This window comes from Streptomyces sp. A3M-1-3, assembly GCF_024213665.1.
Taxonomy (GTDB): Bacteria; Actinomycetota; Actinomycetes; order Streptomycetales; family Streptomycetaceae; genus Streptomyces.
Map to the genome: position 1 here is coordinate 107,626 of NZ_JANAVP010000017.1, position 19,746 is coordinate 127,371.

Here is a 19,746-nt window from a genome sequence, read left to right on the forward strand (position 1 = left end):
GGCCGTGGTCTCGGGTCCGCCGAGCGTGGGAAGGCGGCGGTGAGGCCGATGAGGGTCTGCACGACGGTGCGGCCGGCCAGGAGGACGTGCCGAGTAGTCTGCATAACCATTCGCTGAGATCTTGGAGCATGTTTTGCTTACTGTGACGTCCGTGAATGTAAACGGGCTGCGCGCCGCCGCCAAAAAGGGCTTCGTGCCGTGGCTGGCCGGGACGGCCGCCGATGTCATCTGCCTCCAGGAGGTACGGGCCGAGGCTCAGCAGCTCCCGGAGGAGGTCAGGCAGCCCGAGGGCTGGCACGCCGTACACGCCCCGGCCGCGGCCAAGGGCCGGGCCGGGGTCTCGCTCTACACCCGGCGCGCGCCGGAGCGGGTGCAGGTCGGCTTCGGCAGCAGCGAGTTCGACGGCAGCGGGCGGTACGTCGAGGCGGACCTGCCGGGCGTCACGGTCGCGAGCCTGTACCTGCCCTCGGGAGACGTCGGCACCGAGCGGCAGGACGAGAAAGTCCGCTTCATGGGCGAGTTCCTGCCGTACCTCAAGGAGCTGAAGGAGCGGGCGGCGGCAGGCGGGCGCGATGTCCTGGTCTGCGGCGACTGGAACATCGCCCACCAGGAGGCGGACCTGAAGAACTGGAAGGCCAACCGGAAGAACTCCGGCTTCCTGCCGGAGGAGCGTGCGTGGCTGTCCCGGGTGTTCGGTGAGGCGGAGTACGTCGATGTGGTGCGGGCCCTGCATCCGGAACAGGAGGGGCCGTACTCGTGGTGGTCGTACCGAGGGCGCGCTTTCGACAACGATGCAGGCTGGCGCATCGATCTTCTCGTCAGTTCACCTCGCTTGGTGGAGCGCGCGGTCAAGGCCTACGTCGAACGGGCCGCGACGCATGGCGAGCGCTGGAGCGACCACGCGCCGGTGACGGCCGTCTTCGACCTGTAGGCGGACAGCGGTAAGCCCCGCCCGGCTCGTATTGTTCGTCGTCGCCGGACGGGGCTTGGGAGGTGTCCCGCTCAGTGCTCGCGTGGGTGGTACGGCTCTCGGGTGGCTCTGCCGCGCCAGGGCTCCGGTCCCGGGCACGGCGGGGGTGCCGGGGGAGCGATGGCCATGCCACAGGCGAAGCAGAAGTGCCAGCCCGTCTCGCCTGGTCGGGCACGACTCGCCTCTCCTGCATCTGCGCCGGCAGGGTGATGGCGGCATGTTTTCCCGGTTTGCCGAGCATGCCGAGGAGCTGTGGAGCCGGGCCGTCCCTGTCGAGTAGGCGGCAGGCCGGGGTGCTAAACCGAGTGCCTGGTGGCCATTCTCGCTGTCCAGGCGCTCAACGAGATGCTGGGCCTGCACGAGTGTGATCTCTGCCCGCCTGGGCCGAACTGGGGTCATGAACCAAGTTGGTTGAGTGACCCCGGCACCTGCGCGCCGTGGGTCAGTCCTGCCCCGGGCGGGCGAGTCTGCGGTCCATTGCCATCGACAGCTCCGCCTCCACCACGCTCTTGGCCAGCGGGCGCAGCCGTTCCAGTGCGTCGCCGATGTCGTCCGGGCCCTTGGCCATGTGGGTGCCCACGAGTGAGGTGAAGAGGCCGGCCATCGCGTCCGCGTGCTCGCGCACCTGGCGGCCGGCCGCGAGTACGGCGGCGAGCGGGACGCCCTCGCGGACAAGGGCGGCGGAGACGTCCAGCAGCCGGCGGCTGATGTGGACGATCTGGTCTCCGTCGGTGGCCAGGTAGCCGAGGTCGAGCGCGGCGGCCAGGTTCTCCGCGGTGACCTCGCCCTCGAAGTAGTCGGCCAGATCCTCGGGCGTGAGTCGGACAGGGGTCTCCTCGGTCCACTGCGGGAGCTCGCCGAGGCCGAGGAGTTCGCCGACGTCGCGGCCGTGCTCGAACGCGGTGATCAGTTCGGCGATGCCGCCCAGGGTGTGGCCGCGTTCGAGAAGGGCGGCGATGGTCCGGAGCCGGGCCAGGTGGTGTTCGTCGTACCAGGCGATGCGGCCCTCGCGGCGGGGCGGCGGGATCAGCTTGCGCTCGCGGTAGAAGCGCAGGGTGCGCACTGTGATACCGGCCTCCTTGGCCAGTTCGGCCATGCGGTACTCGCGTACGGTGCCTTTGTCGCTCTCCTGTGCTTCTGCCACAACGGCAGCCTATGTCGTGGAGGCCGGGGCGCGGCGAGCCCCATACCGTCGGTAACTTTCCTGCGCCGGACCCCTACCCATGAGTACGGGGCTGCTCTACTCTCCGAACCGTGCCAGTGATTGCTGGCAGGGTCGCAGGACAGCTGGAGGCGGCATGGCCGAGCACGAGCATGTACGAGTGGCGGTGATCGGATCCGGATTCGGCGGCCTCGGCGCCGCGGTCCGGCTGCGCCGGGAAGGGATCACCGACTTCGTGGTCCTGGAGCGCGCGGACTCCGTCGGCGGCACCTGGCGGGACAACAGCTATCCGGGCTGTGCCTGCGACGTGCCCTCGCATCTGTACTCGTTCTCGTTCGCCCCCAACCCCGACTGGCCGCGTACGTTCTCCGGCCAGCCGCACATCCGCGCGTACCTGGAGCATGTAGCCGACACCTTCGGGCTGCGCCCGCACATCCGGCTGAACGCCGAGGTGCGGATGATGCGCTGGGACAGCGACGCGCTCCAGTGGGAGATCGAGACCGCCAACGGCCGGCTGACCGCCGATGTCGTCGTCTCCGCGACCGGACCGCTCTCCGACCCCAAGATCCCCGACATCCCGGGCCTCGCGGAGTTCCCCGGCAAGGTCTTCCACTCCGCCCGCTGGGACCACGACTACGACCTCAGTGGCAAGCGCGTCGCGATGATCGGGACCGGCGCCTCGGCCATCCAGATCGTCCCGGCGATCCAGCCGAAGGCCGGCCGGCTGACCCTCTTCCAGCGCACGCCGCCGTGGGTGATGCCGCGCATGGACCGCGCGATCACCGGCGCCGAGCGCTGGCTGCACCGGCAGCTGCCGTTCACCGGGAGCGCGCGCCGCGGCCTGCTGTGGGGGATCCGCGAGCTGCAGGTGAGCGCCTTCACCAAGCACCCGAACCAGCTGTGGCTCATCGAGTCGCTCGCCAAGTCCAACATCGCGCGCTCCGTCAAGGACCCCGCACTGCGGGCCAGGCTGACGCCCTCGTACCGCATCGGCTGCAAGCGCATCCTGCTGTCGAGCGAGTACTACCCGGCGCTCGCCAAGCCCAATGTGGACGTCGTCGCCTCCGGGCTGACCGAGGTGCGCGGATCGACGCTGATCGCGGCCGATTGCAGCGAGACCGAGGCCGATGTGATCATTTTCGGTACCGGCTTCCATGTCACCGACATGCCGATCGCCGACCGGGTCGTCGGAGTCAACGGCACCACGCTCGCCGAGGAGTGGAAGGGCGGCATGGAGTCGCTGCGCGGCGCGACCGCCGCCGGCTTCCCCAACTGGATGACGATCATCGGCCCGAACACCGGGCTGGGCAACAGCTCGATGATCCTGATGATCGAGTCGCAGCTCAACTACATGGCCGACTATCTGCGCCAACTGACCACCCTCGGCGGGAAGGCCGCACTCGCGGCCAGGCCGTCCGCCGTGCACGCGTGGAACCGCCGGGTGCAGGAGCGGATGAAGCGGACCGTGTGGAACACGGGCGGCTGCACCAGCTGGTACCTGGACGCCAACGGGCGCAATACGACCATCTGGCCCGGTACAACCGGTGAGTTCCGGCGCGCGACCCGCGAGGTCGACCTCGCCGAGTACGAGGTGCTGCGGGTGCGGGCGGCGGCTGCCGTCTCCGCCGAAGCAGACGCCGAAGAGGCCGAGGAAGTGTCCGCATGAGCCGGCTGATGCACGTCGTCGACGGGCCGTACGCGCCCCCCGCAGCCGGACGCGAGCTGACCGCCGTCTCCGCCGACGGGTCCCGGCTGCACGTCGAGGTGCACGGCCCCGCCGGCGCGCCCGCCGTCGTGCTCGCGCACGGCTGGACCTGCTCGACCGCCTTCTGGGCCGCGCAGATCCGGGGGCTGGCCGACAGCCACCGGGTGATCGTCTACGACCAGCGCGGCCACGGACGCAGTCCCGCGCCCGCCGCGTCCGGCGGCTACAGCACGCACGCACTCGCCGACGACCTGGAGGCTGTGCTCGGCGCGGCCCTGGAGCCCGGCGAGAAGGCCATGCTCGTCGGCCACTCCATGGGCGGCATGACGCTGATGGCGAGCGCCGGGCGGGCGAAGTTCCAGGAGCACGCCGCCGCCGTACTGCTGTGCAGCACCGGCAGCTCGCGGCTGGTCGCCGAATCGCTCGTACTGCCGCTCCGCCCCGGGCGTATACGGACCAGGCTCACCCGCTCGGTCCTGGGCTCGCGCGTCCCCCTCGGGCCGGTCACGCCGCTGGCCAAGCGGATCCTGAAGTACGGGACCATGGGACCGGGCGCGTCCCCCGACAAGGTTGAGGCGTGCGCCCGCATCGTGCACGCCTGCCCGCGCGTGGTGCGGCACGGCTGGTCGCACGTCCTCAGCGAACTGGATCTCGAGGCCGCGGTACTGGAGATACGGGTGCCCACCGCCGTGATCGGCGGCACCGCCGACCGGCTCACCCCGATCGTGCACTCCCGCGCCCTCGCGGCCGTCCTTCCCGAGTGCGTCGGCCTCACCGAACTCGCGGGGGTGGGGCACATGACCCCGGTCGAGGCGCCGGAGGCGGTCACCGGCTCGATCCGTGAACTCGTTTCCCAGCACGTACTGGCACCGGCCGAGCGGTCGGCCGAGCGGTCGGCCGAGCGGTCGGCCGAGGAGCCGGCCGAGGAGCAGGCCAAGGAGGGGGCGCTGTGAGCGCACGCAGGAGTCTGGAAGGTCAGGTCGTCGTCGTCACGGGCGCGGCAAGGGGTGTGGGCGAGCTGCTGGCCCGCAAGCTCTCCGCGCGCGGCGCGAAGGTGGCGCTGGTGGGCCTGGAGCCCGACGCGCTGAAGGAGGTGTCCGAACGGCTGCACACCGACAGCGACCACTGGTGCGTGGATGTCACCGACCACGAGGCCATGGCGCGGGTGGCGCAGGAGGTCAAGCAGCGCTTCGGGAAGGTCGACATCGTCGTGGCGAACGCCGGTGTCGCCGCCGGGGGTCCGTTCGTGGACTCCGATCCCGACGCGTGGCGGCGGGTCATCGAGGTCAATCTGATCGGCGGAGCGGTCACGGGACGCGCGTTCCTGCCCGTACTCATGGAGAGCCGGGGCTACTTCCTGCAGATCGCGTCGTTGGCCGCGATCACTCCGGCGCCGATGATGACCGCGTACTGCGCGTCCAAGTCGGGGGTTGAGGCCTTCGCGCACAGCCTGCGCGCAGAGGTCGGCTACAAGGGTGTACGGGTCGGCGTCGGCTATCTGTCGTGGACCGACACGGACATGGTCCGGGGCGCCGACCAGGACGAGGTGATGCGTGAGCTGCGCCAGCGGCTGCCCTGGCCGTCGAACCGTACGTACCCGCTCGGCCCCGCGGTGGACCGCATCGTCGCCGGGATCGAGCGGCGGTCGGCCCATGTGTACGCGCAGTGGTGGCTGCGTGGGATGCAGTCGGTGCGGGGGTATCTGCCGGGCATCATCGCCGCTGTCGGGCAGCGGGAGATGAAGCGGTTCGAACCGCGTCTCGCCAGTGTCAGCAAGGGACTTGTGGGGGCGGGCGGGGCCGCGGACGAGAAGGAACGCACCCAGCACCGTTGATCGAAATGCGTGGAATGTCGGCCCGTGTCAGTCTGGTCGAGGCCCAATCCCGCACACCCCACTAGGAGTGAACTTCCATGGGCATTTCGGACCAGTTCAGGGACAAGGCGCAGGAACTCGCCGACCAGGCCAAGCAGAAGGCGGGCAAGGCCAAGGACGAGCCGTCGCGGCGTAAGTCGCAGGACCCCGACCGGGCGCGGATGGAAGAGGAGCGGCTGGCCGAGGAGGCGCGTCGGAAGTTCGACGACGACTACGACGTCTGACCTGCTGACACGCTCACTGCGTCATGAGACGAACGCCAAGGGGCGCCCCGCCGGGTGCGCCCCTTGGCGTTCGTCTCAACAGCCGTTCGTCTCAACAGCCGTGGCCTCAACGTCCGTTGCGCGGTGGCAGCTTGGGGCGGCGGAGGTCCGGCACGTCCCGGTAGTCCGGCGGTGTCGAGGCCGGGTTCCGGGCCAGCAGGTCCAGGGCCACCTCGACCGCGTCGTCCAGCTGGGCGTGGCGGCCCTCCGCCCAGTCGAGCGGAGTGCGCTCGATCTCGAGGTCCGGCTCCACGCCGTGGTTCTCGATCGACCACCCGTACTGGTCGAACCAGGCCGCGTTCATCGGGACGGTGATGACCGTGCCGTCGCCGAGCTGGTGCCGTCCTGTCATGCCTACTACACCGCCCCAGGTGCGCAGACCCACCACCGGGCCGAGGCCCAGCAGCCGGAACGCCGCCGTGATCATGTCGCCGTCGGAGGACGTCGCCTCGTCGGCCAGGGCGACCACCGGGCCCCGGGGCGAGTTCGAGGCATAACTGACGGGCTGCGCATTGCGGGTGAGGTCCCAGCCGAGGATCGTGCGGGTCAGTTTCTCGACCACCAGCTCGCTGATGTGGCCGCCCGCGTTTCCGCGTACGTCCACGATCAGCGCCGGCCGCGAGACCTCCATCCGCAGGTCCCGGTTGAACTGGGCCCAGCCCGAGCCGCCCATGTCGGGGATGTGCAGGTAGCCGCACTTGCCGCCGCTCGCTTCGCGTACGACCTCACGGCGCTTGGTCACCCAGTCCTGGTAGCGGAGCGGGCGCTCGTCGATCAGCGGCACGATCGCGACCCGGCGCGCCCGCCCCTCGCCCTCCGCCGGCTGAAAGGTCAGCTCGACGGTCGTGCCGCCGGCCATCGACAGCAGCGGATAGGGGCCCGCCACCGGGTCGACCGGGCGGCCGTCCACGTGCGTGAGGACCGCGCCGTCGCGGATACCCGTACCGGCCAGCGGGGAACGGGCCTTGGAGTCGGACGATTCGCCCGGCAGGATCCGCTTGACCACCCAGGCGCCGTCGCGGCACACGAGGTTGGCGCCGAGGAGGCCCATCGCGCGCTGGTAGTGCGCGGGGCCCTCGTTGCGGCGGGCGGGCGAGACATACGCGTGCGAGGTGCCCAGTTCGCCCAGTACCTCGCGCAGGAGGTCGGCGAACTCGTCGGGCGAGGCGACCCGTTCGACGAGCGGGCGGTACTGGTCGAGCACGCTGTCCCAGTCGATGCCGCACATCTGCGGCTCCCAGAAGTACGCGCGGATGATGCGGCCCGCCTCGTCGTACGCCTGCCGCCACTCGGCACCCGGGTCGACCTCGTGCAGGATCCGGCGGAGGTCCAGGTAGACCGTGGAGTCGCTGTCACCGGTCTCGGTCGCCGGTACGGCCCGCAGGTCGCCGTCGTCCACCACCACGACCCGGGTTCCGTCGCCGCTGACCGCGAACGAGTCGAGGTGGCCCACCAGTTCGGTCTTGCGGGCCTTGGTGATGTCGAAGTGTTCGAGCGTGGGACGGCCGGAGATGTCGGCCGGGTTGACGAACGTCTCGCCGAGCGCGCCCGAGATCGGCCAGCGCAGCCAGACCAGTCCGCCGCCGCTGACCGCGTGGAGCGCCGAATACTTGGACGCGGTGACGGGGAAGGGCGTCACCCGGTCCGCGAGCCCCTCGACCTCGACCAGCACCGTGCCTTCACCGCCGGTCTCCCCGTCCGCCGGGTCGAGGCCGCCCGCGGCCGGGCGGCCCTCCGGCGACAGCGCGAAGGGCGAGGGCGTCGCGGACGACAGCGGTACGAGATAGGGGCGGCAGCCCAGCGGGAACGAGAGGTCGCCGGTGTGCACGTCGTACACCGGGTCGAAGCCGCGCCACGACAGGAAGGAGAGATAGCGGCCGTCGCTGGTGAAGACCGGATTCTCGTCCTCGAAGCGGCCGTTGGTGACGTCGACGATGGTGCGGTCCTTGATCCGGGCCACCTTGATCTGCCGCAGTGAGCGGCCGATGCCGGGGTGCGACCAGGTCAGCCAGGCGCCGTCGGGGGAGAAGGACAGGTCGCGGACCGGCCCGTTGACGGACCGGATCAGCTCGGTGACCCCGCCGGTGGATTCCTCGGTGGCGTCGATCAGCAGGAGCCGTCCGTCGTTCGAGGCGATCGCGAGCCGCTCGCCCTCGGGGTCGGAGAGCAGTTCCTGTACGCGGCCGAGTTCCCCGGACGCGAGCCGGCGGGGCTCACGCTCCCCGGTGGCCCGCGGCAGGTAGGCGATCTCGACCGCGTCCTCGCCGTCCGCGTCGGTGACGTACGCGACCTGGCCGCCGCTGCCGAGCATCTCCGGCAGCCGGACCCGTACGCCCGGGGTGTCGGCGATGGTGCGGGCCGGGCCGTCGCGGTGGGTGAGCCAGTACAGGCTGCCGCGGACGGTCACCGCGCTCGCGCGGCCCGTGGAGTCGACGGAGAGCGAGTCGACATGGCTGGAGGCGGGAATCTGGTAGCTGCGCCGGCCGGCCCGCGGGCCGCCGAGCCGTACGTCGAGCTTGCGCGGCGCCGCGTCGGCGCCCAGGTCCTCGACCATCCACACGTCGCCGGCGCACTGGTAGACGATCCGGCGCCCGTCGCTGGAGGCGTGCCGGGCGTAGAACTCGTCGTGGTCCGTGTGGCGCCGCAGGTCGGTGCCGTCGGGCAGGCAGGAGTAGAGGTTGCCGATGCCTTCGTGGTCGGACAGGAACGCGATACGGCCGGACACGAACATCGGGCAGTCCAGGTGGCCCCCGATGCCGTCCAGCAGACGCTTGCCGTGCAGCCACATCCGGCCGGTCGCTCCGCCCTGGTAGCGCTTCCACGCGGCGGGCTCGTGCGGGGGCTTTCCCGTGAGCAGCAGGGTGAGGTGCTCGCCCTCGATGTCGGCGACCTGGATGTCGGAGACCGGGCCCCAGGGCAGCTGCCCGCCGGGGGAGCCGTCGGTGGCCACTTTGTATGCCCAGGAGAAGTAGGCGAAGGGCTGGCCGTGCGAGGAGACGGCCAGGATGTGGCCGTCGGGATCCCAGCCGCAGACCCGGGTGTCGGTGGAACCCCAGTAGGTGAGTCGGCGGGACGGGCCGCCTTCGACGGGCGCGAGGTGGATCTCGGGGTCGAGGCTGCGCCAGGTCGTGTACGCGATGTGGCGGCCGTCGGGGGAGAAGCGGGGATGGCCGACTCTGGTGCGGTCGACGGTGACCCGCCAGGCGCGGCCGGGTGGGTGGCCGGACGGGACGAGCGGGGCCACCCACAGGTCGTCCTCGGCGGCGAAGCACAGCAAGTCGTCGTGGAGATGCGGACAGCGGAGATACGCGATGTCGTCACTCACCCCCCAATGCTTTCCGCGCGAGGGGGCCGCGGCAACTCGTACGCACGGAGTAATCGTCCGGTGCCGTGATGCAGGCCACTGGCGAAACGGTTTCGTTTCGCTCGCGGCGCCCGGTAGATTAAGCGTACGAAACCGTTTCGTTCGGATAGCGCGGATGGTGCGGATAGCTCGGATAGCTCGGGATAGTGCGGACAGGAGGTCGGGAATGGCCAAGTGCGTGGTGTCACGTCGCAGCCGGATCACGCCGGAGCGCGAGGCGGAACTGTACGAAGCCGTACTCGGCCTGCTGCGCGACGTCGGCTACGACGCCCTGACCATGGACGCCGTCGCCGGCCGCACCCGTTCCAGCAAGGCCACCCTCTACCGCCAATGGGGGAGCAAGCCGCAGCTGGTCGCGCGGGCGCTGCGGCACGGTAAGCCGGTGGACGTCTCGGAGATCGACACCGGCAGCCTGCGCGGCGACTTCCACGAAATCGTGGCGCGCTCGGACGACGCCCGGATGGAGCGGGACAGCGCGCTGCTGCGCGGTCTCGCCCGGGCCGTCCACGAGAACCCCGACCTGCTTCAGGCGCTGCGTGAGCTGCTCATCGAGCCCGAGATGACCGGGCTCGACGTCGTGGTGCAGCGTGCGATCGACCGGGGCGAGGTCGCCGCGGACAACCCCGCACTCAAGTACATGTCGCACATGCTCGTCGGAGCCTTCATTGCTCATCCGCTGATCCAGGACCGGTCCCCCGACCAGGCCTTCCTCGGCGACTACATCGACTCCGTGGTCCTCCCCGCCCTCGGCGTCTGACCTCTCCCCGCACCACAAAGTCCCACCTGACGCGCACCGCTCACGTCGTCGGGCTGGTCATCCCTGCCCTCTCGTCCCAACGACCTGACCGGGAGTACGCCCTCGTGGCCACATTCCTCTACAAACTCGGGCGGTTCGCCTTCCGGCGCCGCCGCTTCGTCGCCCTCGTGTGGGTGGCTCTGCTGGCGCTCGCCGGAGTCGGCGCGGCCTCCGCCTCGACTGCCACCTCCGGCTCCTTCTCGATACCCGGTACGGAGGCCCAGAAGGCCTTCGACCTGCTGGAACAGCGCTTCCCCGGCGCCAGCGCCGACGGCGCGACCGCCCGTGTCGTCTTCAAGGCCCCGGACGGCCAGAAGATGACCGACCCGGCCCACAAGGCCGAGGTCGAGAAGGTCGTCGCCGACCTCAAGGCCGGCTCCGACCAGGTGGTCTCGGTCGTCGATCCGTACGCCGGCAAGGCGGTCAGCCGGGACGGTTCGACCGCGTACACCCAGGTCTCGTACAAGGTCAGCGGCATGGAGCTGACCGAGGAGACCCGGGAGGCGCTGGGGGACGCGGGCAAGAAGGCGCAGGACGCCGGCCTCACGGTCGAGATCGGCGGTGACGCGCTCCAGGCCGCGCCCGAGACCGGCGCCGGCGAGATCATCGGTGTCGTCGTGGCCGCGATCGTGCTCGTGATCACCTTCGGTTCGCTGGTGGCCGCCGGGCTGCCGCTGCTGACCGCGATCATCGGCGTCGGCATCGGCGTCTCCACGATCGCGGCACTGGCGAACGTCCTGGACCTGGGCTCCACCACGGCGACGCTCGCGACGATGATCGGCCTCGCGGTCGGCATCGACTACGCGCTCTTCATCGTCTCCCGCTACCGGGCCGAGCTGGCCGAGGGCCGCGAGCGCGAGGAAGCGGCCGGGCGGGCCGTTGGAACGGCCGGTTCCGCCGTTGTCTTCGCCGGACTCACCGTCGTCATCGCCCTGGTGGGCCTGGCCGTCGTCAACATTCCGATGCTGACCAAGATGGGCGTCGCGGCGGCCGGCACGGTCGTGATCGCCGTGCTGATCGCGCTCACCCTCATCCCGGCGCTGCTCGGCTTCGCGGGCAAGAGGGTGCACGGACGCAGGGCCCGTAAGCAGCCGCTGCGGAAGACCGACGCCAAGCCCAACATGGGCACCCGCTGGGCGCGCTTCGTCCTGCGCCGGCCGGTCGCGGTGCTGCTCACCGGTGTGGTCGGGCTCGGCATCATCGCCGTACCCGCGGCCTCGCTGGAGATGGGTCTGCCGGATGACGGCTCCCAGTCGGTCTCCACCACCCAGCGCAAGGCGTACGACCTGCTGTCCGACGGGTTCGGCCCCGGCTTCAACGGGCCGCTGCTGACGGTTGTCGATGCCACCGGCAGCGACGACGCCAAGGGCGCGGTCGACCAGGTGGTCACGACGGTCAAGGACCTCGACCAGGTCGCGGCCGTCACCCCGGCCACCTTCAACAGGGCCGGCGACACCGCTACGATCACGATCATCCCCAAGGACCGGCCGAGTTCGGCCGGCACCGAGGATCTGGTGCACGCGATCCGCGACTCGGGCGCCGGACTCGAGAACGACACGGGCGCCGAGGTGCTGGTCACCGGCGCCACCGCGATGAACATCGACTTCTCGCAGAAGATGAACGACGCGCTGCTGCCCTACCTCGCGCTCGTCGTCGGTCTCGCCTTCCTGCTGCTGATGGTGGTCTTCCGGTCGGTCCTGGTCCCGCTGAAGGCGGCCCTCGGCTTCCTGCTCTCGGTCGTCGCCGCCCTCGGCGCGGTCGTCGCGGTCTTCCAGTGGGGCTGGCTCGGCTCGCTGTTCGGGATCGAACAGACCGGCCCGATCATGAGCATGATGCCGATCTTCATGGTGGGTGTCGTGTTCGGCCTGGCCATGGACTACGAGGTCTTCCTGGTCACGCGGATGCGGGAGGCGTACGTCCACGGCGAGCGGCCGGGGCAGGCGATCGTCACCGGCTTCCAGCACGGGGCCCGGGTCGTCACCGCCGCGGCCGTCATCATGATCGCGGTCTTCTCCGGCTTCATCGGATCCAGCGAGCAGATGATCAAGATGATCGGCTTCGGTCTCGCGATCGCCGTGTTCTTCGACGCCTTCGTCGTCCGGATGGCCGTCGTGCCGGCGGTCCTCGCGCTGCTGGGCAGGAAGGCGTGGTGGCTGCCGCGCTGGCTGGACCTCGTGCTGCCGAACGTGGATGTGGAGGGCGAGCAGCTGCGCAAGCAGCTGACCGACGCTCCTGAAGGCGACGCTTCTGACGGCGACGCTCCTGAGGACCCGGACGAGGAGCGCGAGCTGGTGCGCGTCTGAGTGCGCGTCTGAGTGCGCGCCTCAGCGCGCGCCTGAGCCTGCCGCCGCTTTCCGGCGGCGAGGTTCAGTGGCCCGGTCTCACCCCCGCAGGGAGGTGCTGCCGGGCCGCTGCGCGTCCGCCACCGCGTACGTGTGGCGCAGGAAGCGGCGGAGCGCCGAGCTGTCGAACTGCACCACCGCCACGCCCTCGGGCGAGTGGAACTCGACCACCACCTGGACCCGGCCGCACGGCCAGACCCGTACGTCCCCGGTGCCGGCCGGGGAGCGCAGACCCGTTTCCAGGAGGCGGCGGGTCAGTCTCCACTCGTTCTCGGTGCCGTCGGGGGAGAGCCCGGCCGGGAAGACGATGCGTACGCTCTCGGGTTCGTCCGGATCGAAGCGCAGGGCGACGGCGACCGCTCGGTAGTAGGGGGCGTCGGTGATGATCCGGGCGCGGGCAGGGTCTTCGACGGCGGTGGGCATCGGCCGGCTCCTCACATTCGCGACCTATGTCCCCTAATGTCCCATATTTTCGGGAAAGTGGCTGTTCTTATTTGTGGTGAGGTCGCTCTTGCAATGAGTTCGCAATTGGGCACTATCATCAAACGGTTAAGCAGCTCATCAGGACCGCAGGAAGCGGAGCCCATCCATGCATGTACCCGACGGATTCATCAACGCACCCGTCTCGGTGGCCGCCGGAGTCGTCGCGGCCGGTGCCGTCGCCGTCAGCCTGCGCGGCGCCCGCCGCGAGTTGGACGACAGGACCGCGCCGCTCGCCGGGCTCGTCGCCGCCTTCATCTTCGCCGTGCAGATGCTGAACTTCCCGGTCGCGGCCGGTACAAGTGGCCATCTGCTGGGCGGGGCGCTCGCCGCGATACTCGTCGGCCCGTACACCGGGGTGCTGTGTGTGTCCGTGGTCCTGCTGATGCAGGGCATCCTCTTCGCCGACGGCGGGCTCACCGCTCTCGGCGTCAACATCACGGTCATGGGCGTGGTGACGGTCGTCGTCTCGTACGCCCTGTTCCGCGGCTTGGTCACGATCCTGCCGCGCGGGCGCCACTCCGTGACCGCCGCCGCCTTCGTCGCCGCGCTGGTCTCCGTGCCGGCCTCGGCGGCCGCGTTCACTCTGCTCTACGCCGTCGGCGGCACGACCGACGTGCCGCTCGGCAAGGTGCTGACCGCGATGGTCGGCGTCCACGTCCTGATCGGCATCGGCGAGGCCCTGATCACCGCGGCGACGGTCGGCGCGGTCATCGCCGTACGCCCCGACCTCGTGTACGGCGCCCGGGGACTGGCCGCGCCGCTCAAGCTCCGCGTCGGCGGCGAACTGGTGGACGTGCCCGCCGCGGCCCCCGCTGCCGTCCCGACTGCTGTCCCGGCAGCCGCCCGCTCCACCCGCAGGGTGTGGGGCGCGGGCCTGGTCACCGCCCTGGCCCTCGCGGGATTCGTCAGCTTCTACGCCTCCGCCAACCCCGACGGCCTGGAGAAGGTCGCCGCGGACACCGGCTTCGACAAGAAGGTCGAAGAGCACGCCGCGGCCGACTCGCCGCTCGCCGACTACGGCGTCAAGGACGTCGACAACGCCCGGCTCTCAGGCGGCCTCGCCGGCGTCATCGGCGTCGGGGTGACCGTCGTCGCGGGCAGCGGGGTCTTCTGGGCAGTCCGCCGCCGCCGTACCGAGGAGCCGGTCCGGGCAGGGGCCGCGCGGGAAACGGCCTGACATGGGCGCGGGCCACGCACACAAGCTCTACCGGCACGGCCACTCGCCGGTCCACGAGCTGCCTCCGCACTGCAAGCTCGCCGCGGTCTTCTGCTTCGTACTGGTCGTCGTGTCCACCCCGCGCGAGGCGGTGTGGGCCTTCGGCCTGTACGCGGTGCTGCTGGCGGGGGTCGCGGCGGTGGCCCGTATCCCGGCCGGCTTCCTGCTGAAGCGGCTGCTGATCGAGATCCCGTTCGTCGCCTTCGCCGTACTGATGCCGTTCGTGGCGGAGGGCGAGCGCGTGGACGTACTCGGCATGTCGCTGAGCGTCTCCGGCCTCTGGGGTGCGTGGAACATCCTCGCCAAGGGCACGCTCGGCGTCGCCGCGTCGGTGCTCCTCGCCTCGACGACCGAACTGCGCGCGCTACTGCTCGGCCTGCAACGGCTGAAGCTCCCGCCGCTGCTCGTCCAGATCGCCTCCTTCATGATCCGCTACGGCGACGTGATCAGCGACGAGATGCGCCGCATGTCGATCGCGCGCCGCTCACGCGGCTTCGAGGCACGCGGCGTACGGCAGTGGGGTGTCCTCGCCAAGACGGCGGGGGCGCTCTTCATCCGCTCGTACGAACGCGGTGAACGGGTGCACCTGGCGATGATCAGCCGGGGGTACGCGGGCACGATGCCGGTGATCGATGAGGTGACGGCCTCGCGGACGCAATGGGCGCACGCGGCCGCGCTCCCGGCGGCGGCGCTCCCCGCCTGCCTGATGGGATGGACCCTGTGACTCCCCTTGTGACTGACCCTCTTGCGCCTGCGTCGCTGGAAGTCTCCGGCCTCGCCTACGCCTATCCGGACGGCCACCAGGCCCTGTTCGGCGTCGACCTGACCGTCGCGCGCGGTGAACGGGTCGCGCTGCTCGGCCCCAACGGCGCCGGCAAGACCACCCTCGTCCTGCACCTCAACGGCATCCTCGACGCCGGTGTGGGCACCGTGCGGGTTGCCGGGCTCCCGGTCGAGAAGCGGAACCTCGCCGAGATCCGCCGGCGCGTCGGCATCGTCTTCCAGGACCCGGACGACCAGCTGTTCATGCCGACGGTCCGGGAGGACGTGGCGTTCGGGCCGGCGGCCTCCGGGCTGCGCGGCGCGGAGCTTGAGGCCCGGGTCACCGCGGCGCTGGAGCAGGTCGGCATGGCCGAGTACGCGGAACGGCCCCCGCACCACCTGTCGTTCGGGCAGCGCCGCCGGGTCGCCGTCGCGACCGTACTGGCGATGGAGCCCGAGATCCTGGTGCTGGACGAGCCGTCGTCCAACCTCGACCCTGCTTCCCGCCGTGAACTGGCCGACATTCTGCGGTCGTTGGACGTCACCGTGCTGATGGTCACGCACGACCTGCCGTACGCACTGGAGCTGTGTCCGCGTGCCCTGGTGCTCAGCGAGGGGGTCATCGTGGCCGACGGCCGCACCCAGGACGTGCTCTGCGACGACGAACTGATGCGGGCGCACCGCCTGGAGCTGCCGTTCGGCTTCGACCCGCGCGCTGTGACAATGGACGCGTGAACGAGGACGTGAGGCGAGGGCGAGGGCGTCGCTGCTGTTGTTGACCGGCTCCACCGTCAGCGCGAAGGTGGGCATCGGCCCGAACGACTCGAAGGGCTACGGCCTCGCCGTCGCCCTCAGCGTCTCGCTGCCGCTCCTCGACCAGGAACTGGCGGCGGGCTTCGTGAGCGCGGCGCACCAGGTCTGTCCGTACTCCAACGCGACGCGCGACAACATCGACGTCTCGATCGTGCTGAGCTGCCCCTGCCTGCCCCTGCCCCTGGTCGCCGAGCGGTCGGCTGCCCGTTGCACCATGGAGGGACGACGCGCCACCCGGGTGCTTCAGAACGACGTGGGAGTGAGTGCGCGCGTGGACGTCCAGGGCACGGTGGCGGCAGGCTTCGAGCCGGTCAGGGACGCGTTCGTACGCAACTTCGAGCAGCGCGGCGAGCGCGGCGCCGCGGTCGCCGTCTACCGGGACGGGCGCAAGGTCGTCGACCTGTGGGGCGGCACGCGCGATGTGGACGGCACCGACCCGTGGGCCGTCGACACTGCGCAGATCGTGCGGTCCGCGACGAAGGGGGTGGCGGCGGCTGTGCCGTTGCTGCTCCACCAGCGGGGGCAGCTGGACCTGGATGCGCCGGTGGGTACTTACTGGCCGGAGTTCAAGGCGGGCGGCAAGGAGCGGGCGCTCGTACGGCACCTGCTGTCGCACCGCGCGGGCGTGCCGGTGCTCGACCGGCCGCTGACGATGGCGGAGGCGGCGGACGGCGAGAGCGGGCCGCTCGCGGTCGCCGCGCAGCAGGCGGTCTGGGAGCCTGGCACGGACCACGGATACCACGCGCAGACGTACAGCTGGCTGCTCGGCGAGCTGGTCCGCCGGGTCACCGGGCGGAGCATCGGGCGGCTGGTCGCGGAGGAGATCGCGGGCCCATTGGGGCTGGACTTCTGGATAGGTCTGCCGCCGGAGGAAGCCCACCGGGCGGGCCGTGTCGGTCCGGTCGAGGAGCCTGCGGGGGGCGCGGGGCAGCTGCGGCTGCGCCCCAAGCGGAGCGTCTCGGACGCCTACCGGGATCCGGAGTCCCTCACCCGCCGGGCGTTCGGGGCCATAGATCCACTCCCGGACGAGAACGACCCGGCGTACCGGGCCGCCGAACTGCCCGCCTCCGCGGGCATCTCGACGGCCCGCGCGCTGGCCCGTTTCTACGCCGCGACGATCGGTGAGGTCGACGGCCACCGGCTCTTCGCCCCTGCGACGCTGACGCTGGCCCGCACGGAGGAGTCCGCGGGCCCGGACCGGGTGCTGCTGCCGGCCGCAGGCCGGTGGGCGGGGCAAGGCGCGCGGCAGGTCCGGGATGGGCCCGCCCCGGCCAAGCGGCCCGCCGGCCGGTGGGTGGCCAAGCGGCGCGGCCACTTCGCGGTCGGCCCGGCCCCGGCCAGGCGGCCGCCAGGCCGGTGGTCGGTGCGCAGTCGGCTCGGGAGGGGCCCGGCCAGCTCAGCGGCCGCAGGCCGGTGGGTGTTGGGCACGTGACCGGTCCGCGACGGGCCGGACCCGGCTATCAGGCCGGTGGGGCCGAGGTGTGGCGACGTCAGTCGTGTCGGGCGTCCGCAGGGGCCGTGATCGTGTCCGGTTTGCCAGGATTTATGGCCTGCCTGCGGTCTCCCTCGGCCGCTTGATGGCAGCTCACCTCGGATTGGGCGTTGTGGTGGCACATCAGACGGCCGTCGGTCGCTGAGCCGGGGCCGGGCCACTCCCCGGAGTGGCCGCGCTCCCACCCACCGGCCCGAGGCCACTGAACAGAGCCCGCGCCGCCCGAGCAGCTGATGTGCCGGGCCCCGCTCCCCGGGGCCGCCCGACACAAAGTTGCACCAGCGGGACGCGGCTCACTGTCAAGGGTGCAGCGAAGCGGAATCGCGCAGCGACGCGACGTAGGAGCGCCCTTTGCAGGGAGACGTGGCCCGCCATACTCACAAACCGGGCGGCCCCGGGTTTCCCGTCCGCCCCTCGCCCCTGGCGACCGTCACCCCCCGCGCCCCGCGCCCCGCACCTCCGGCCAGCTCAACTCACCTGCAGCATCAGGCCGATGCCCACCACCATCAGGCCCGCCGCCGCGATGCGGGGGCCGCCGAAGCGCTCCTTGAAGAAGAGCGCGCCGATCGCCGCGCCCACGATGATGCTAGTCAATGCCTGTTTGGACGGTAATAACTTCGCTGGTCAGACAGGGTGGACGTCGGGCCAGACGCGAAACAGCCCCGTCCGGATGGTGGGTTCACTGGGTGCACCCGTTAGTCCCTGGCTGCGCGGATAGGCTCACCGCATGACTGACTTCTTGCAGGTGTCCACAGCAACGGAGAACCGTGAGGCCGCTGTCGAGCTGGCGCAGTCGGTGGTGTCGGCTCGGTTTGCGGCAGGGGCGCAAATCGTCGGGCCTGTGATTTCTGTGTTCTGGCATGAGGGTCAGTTCGGATCGGGGGAGGAGTGGCAGATCTTGTTCAAGATCCGTGCCGACGCCTACGCCGATCTTGAAGGGCACCTGTTGAAATATCACCCGTGGAAGAACCCAGAGGTCTCGGCAGTGCCGATCGTGTCCGGGTCCGCTGCCTACCTGCGCTGGGTGCAGACGACAACCGCACCGGACGCTTCGGGCTGACGCGTCAGACTCCAGCCAGTTCCAGGACTTCGGCCACTGCCGGGAGCTCACGATGAGTGCTGAGCTGCCGCAGCGTCGGCTCGATCCGTTCGCGCGGGCGCACCGATGCGACACCGGCCGACAGTTCCAGGACACGGCCGGTGACGGCGGCTGCCTGCTCGACCTCTCCGGCGGACAAGTAGGAGTCGGCCAGCCACGACAGGTAAAGGCTCTTGTCGCGAGCATGGGCGTCGTCGTACTGGGACAAGGCGTCTTCCAGCACAGGCACGGCGCGGAGCGGGCGACGTAGTTCGGTCCAGCATCGGCCGGTCATGATCTTCAGCTCGTTGCGGTCCACCCATGAGACCCAATCCGGCTGCGGGGTTCCGTCGTCTTCGCTGAGCGCGGTCTCGGCGGCGTTCAGCGCTCGCTCGGTCTCGTTGGCGTGCCCCGCAACGGCGTAGGCCCAAGCCAGCCGCTCGTACAGCAACGCCCGGACACCGCGCGGGGCGTCGGGTCCTGCGGTGCGGCATGACTTGATGGCAATCTCTATGCCCGCCTGCCGGTCACCGTTGGATTTCTGGTAGGCGAGGAAGGCGAGAGCGTTGCCCGCGAGTGCGGCGTCTCCCGCGTCAGTTGCGGCCTGGTAGCTCGCCTCGTACAGGCTGGTTGCGTCGGCGTGCTTCCCTCCGTCGAACGCGGCCCAGCCCGCTTGCTGCGCCTGTTCAGCCAGTACGGAGAGCAGGGCGCGCCCTGTCTCCTCCGCGTAGCTGGCCTCTCGGAGCAGACCCTTCGTGGCTTGGTATTCGCCAAGATAGACGTGGTACGTGTCGCCCCCGCCCAGGACGTCGTCCAGGCGGCGCAGGCGTGCTGTTCGCTTACGAAGTTGCTCGGGGATGCGGGGGCCGATCCGGCGATCCGTCTTGATCTTGTCGACTTCGGGCAGGCCGACCGCCAATCCGGCCCCTGCCGATGCCCTGAAAAACTCCCTGCGCCGCACTCTGGCGTCTCCCTCTCCGTTCGTGGCGATGCTGCGCGCGGGCGCGGTGGGGCGATGACTGGACGGCTCGGACGTCTCCCACTCGCGGGGAGAAAGACCGAGCATGTGCCCTGGGATACGCAAGGCATCAGCAATCCTCGCGATCTTTTCGAACGTGGTGACGCTGCCACAGCCACGCGCCAGGGCACCTACGCGCTCCGGCTTGATGTCACACTCAGCCGCAATCTTCGAGTCGCTGATCTCGGCTTCACTGCGGGCAAGGCGGAATACCGTGCCGAAGTCGTGTGCCGTGATTGCGGCTCTGACGTCCGCGCGGTTCAGGAGATCGCGTGGAAGCGCGGTCGGCGGTTCGTATGCGGCCATAAGGTACCCCGTTGCGCCTGCCGGTGACAGTGTGTCGCGCTGGTCTGGAAGTCAGCCTACCCATGATGGGGATACCCACGGATGGGAAGTCAGTTCCGTTATC

The 19,746-nt window shown here is 70.5% G+C and carries 16 protein-coding genes and 2 pseudogenes; 13 read left to right on the top strand and 5 right to left on the bottom strand.

Going from position 1 to position 19,746, the window contains the following annotated elements; genetic code table 11:
- The first annotated feature begins 133 nt into the window (after positions 1-133).
- Positions 134-931 carry an exodeoxyribonuclease III gene (locus NLX86_RS20605; protein ID WP_254373213.1) on the top strand — a complete coding sequence of 266 codons (798 nt, stop codon included), beginning with the start codon at positions 134-136 and terminating at the stop codon, positions 929-931.
- 196 nt (positions 932-1,127) lie between these two features.
- Positions 1,128-1,250: pseudogene (locus NLX86_RS20610) on the top strand (XRE family transcriptional regulator); the annotation flags it as partial.
- Positions 1,251-1,412: 162 nt separating this feature from the next.
- On the opposite strand, the gene NLX86_RS20615 reads toward NLX86_RS20610, so the two are convergent.
- Entirely contained in the window at positions 1,413-2,066 is a 654-nt protein-coding gene (locus NLX86_RS20615) for a MerR family transcriptional regulator (protein WP_254373259.1), read from the bottom strand.
- Between the two features lie 202 nt (positions 2,067-2,268).
- Between NLX86_RS20615 and NLX86_RS20620 the strand changes: the two genes are divergently transcribed.
- The 4 genes from NLX86_RS20620 to NLX86_RS20635 all read left to right on the top strand — a co-directional run bounded on the left by NLX86_RS20620 (position 2,269) and on the right by NLX86_RS20635 (position 5,934).
- Positions 2,269-3,798, top strand: coding sequence for an NAD(P)/FAD-dependent oxidoreductase (locus NLX86_RS20620; RefSeq protein WP_254373214.1), 1,530 nt, complete (start codon positions 2,269-2,271; stop codon positions 3,796-3,798).
- The gene (locus NLX86_RS20625; protein ID WP_254373215.1) at positions 3,795-4,790 is read left to right on the top strand and encodes an alpha/beta fold hydrolase; all 996 of its coding nucleotides are present in this window, start codon (positions 3,795-3,797) and stop codon (positions 4,788-4,790) included. The genes NLX86_RS20620 and NLX86_RS20625 overlap by 4 nt, the downstream gene beginning before the upstream one ends.
- Positions 4,787-5,671: an SDR family oxidoreductase gene (locus tag NLX86_RS20630; protein WP_254373216.1), complete on the top strand. Its 885-nt coding sequence runs from the start codon at positions 4,787-4,789 to the stop codon at positions 5,669-5,671. The genes NLX86_RS20625 and NLX86_RS20630 overlap by 4 nt, the downstream gene beginning before the upstream one ends.
- Positions 5,672-5,748: 77 nt before the next feature.
- On the top strand, positions 5,749-5,934 hold the full coding sequence (locus tag NLX86_RS20635) for a hypothetical protein (protein WP_254373217.1): 186 nt from the start codon (positions 5,749-5,751) through the stop codon (positions 5,932-5,934).
- A 106-nt stretch (positions 5,935-6,040) separates the two neighbouring features.
- Here NLX86_RS20635 and NLX86_RS20640 read toward each other — a convergent pair whose 3' ends face one another.
- Positions 6,041-9,298 (bottom strand): S41 family peptidase, encoded by a 3,258-nt coding sequence (locus tag NLX86_RS20640; RefSeq protein ID WP_254373218.1) that lies wholly within the window; start codon positions 9,296-9,298, stop codon positions 6,041-6,043.
- Between the two features lie 205 nt (positions 9,299-9,503).
- On the opposite strand from NLX86_RS20640, the gene NLX86_RS20645 reads away from it, so the two are divergent.
- Positions 9,504-10,094: a TetR/AcrR family transcriptional regulator gene (locus NLX86_RS20645; protein WP_254373219.1), complete on the top strand. Its 591-nt coding sequence runs from the start codon at positions 9,504-9,506 to the stop codon at positions 10,092-10,094.
- A 104-nt stretch (positions 10,095-10,198) separates the two neighbouring features.
- Positions 10,199-12,436 (top strand): MMPL family transporter, encoded by a 2,238-nt coding sequence (locus NLX86_RS20650; RefSeq protein WP_254373220.1) that lies wholly within the window; start codon positions 10,199-10,201, stop codon positions 12,434-12,436.
- Positions 12,437-12,514: 78 nt separating this feature from the next.
- Here the strand turns inward: NLX86_RS20650 and NLX86_RS20655 are convergent, their stop codons facing one another.
- Positions 12,515-12,898: an SsgA family sporulation/cell division regulator gene (locus NLX86_RS20655; protein WP_254373221.1), complete on the bottom strand. Its 384-nt coding sequence runs from the start codon at positions 12,896-12,898 to the stop codon at positions 12,515-12,517.
- A 166-nt stretch (positions 12,899-13,064) separates the two neighbouring features.
- On the opposite strand from NLX86_RS20655, the gene NLX86_RS20660 reads away from it, so the two are divergent.
- The 4 genes from NLX86_RS20660 (at position 13,065) to NLX86_RS20675 (ending at position 17,181) form a co-directional block, all read left to right on the top strand.
- Entirely contained in the window at positions 13,065-14,135 is a 1,071-nt protein-coding gene (locus tag NLX86_RS20660; RefSeq protein ID WP_254373222.1) for an energy-coupling factor ABC transporter permease, read from the top strand.
- A 1-nt stretch (position 14,136) separates the two neighbouring features.
- Positions 14,137-14,898: a cobalt ECF transporter T component CbiQ gene (gene cbiQ, locus NLX86_RS20665; protein ID WP_254373223.1), complete on the top strand. Its 762-nt coding sequence runs from the start codon at positions 14,137-14,139 to the stop codon at positions 14,896-14,898.
- Positions 14,886-15,671, top strand: a complete 786-nt coding sequence (locus tag NLX86_RS20670; RefSeq protein WP_254373224.1) for an energy-coupling factor ABC transporter ATP-binding protein — start codon at positions 14,886-14,888, stop codon at positions 15,669-15,671. The genes cbiQ and NLX86_RS20670 overlap by 13 nt, the downstream gene beginning before the upstream one ends.
- Positions 15,672-16,020: 349 nt before the next feature.
- On the top strand, positions 16,021-17,181 hold the full coding sequence (locus tag NLX86_RS20675) for a serine hydrolase domain-containing protein (protein ID WP_254373260.1): 1,161 nt from the start codon (positions 16,021-16,023) through the stop codon (positions 17,179-17,181).
- A 528-nt stretch (positions 17,182-17,709) separates the two neighbouring features.
- Here the strand turns inward: NLX86_RS20675 and NLX86_RS20680 are convergent.
- Positions 17,710-17,832: pseudogene (locus tag NLX86_RS20680) on the bottom strand (EamA family transporter); the annotation flags it as partial.
- A gap of 136 nt (positions 17,833-17,968) precedes the next feature.
- Between NLX86_RS20680 and cutA the strand changes: the two are divergent.
- Positions 17,969-18,301, top strand: a complete 333-nt coding sequence (cutA, locus tag NLX86_RS20685) for a divalent-cation tolerance protein CutA (protein ID WP_254373225.1) — start codon at positions 17,969-17,971, stop codon at positions 18,299-18,301.
- 4 nt (positions 18,302-18,305) lie between these two features.
- Here the strand turns inward: cutA and NLX86_RS20690 are convergent, their stop codons facing one another.
- Complete coding sequence (locus tag NLX86_RS20690; protein WP_254373226.1) at positions 18,306-19,643, bottom strand: XRE family transcriptional regulator; 1,338 nt, start codon at positions 19,641-19,643, stop codon at positions 18,306-18,308.
- Positions 19,644-19,746 lie beyond the last annotated feature (103 nt).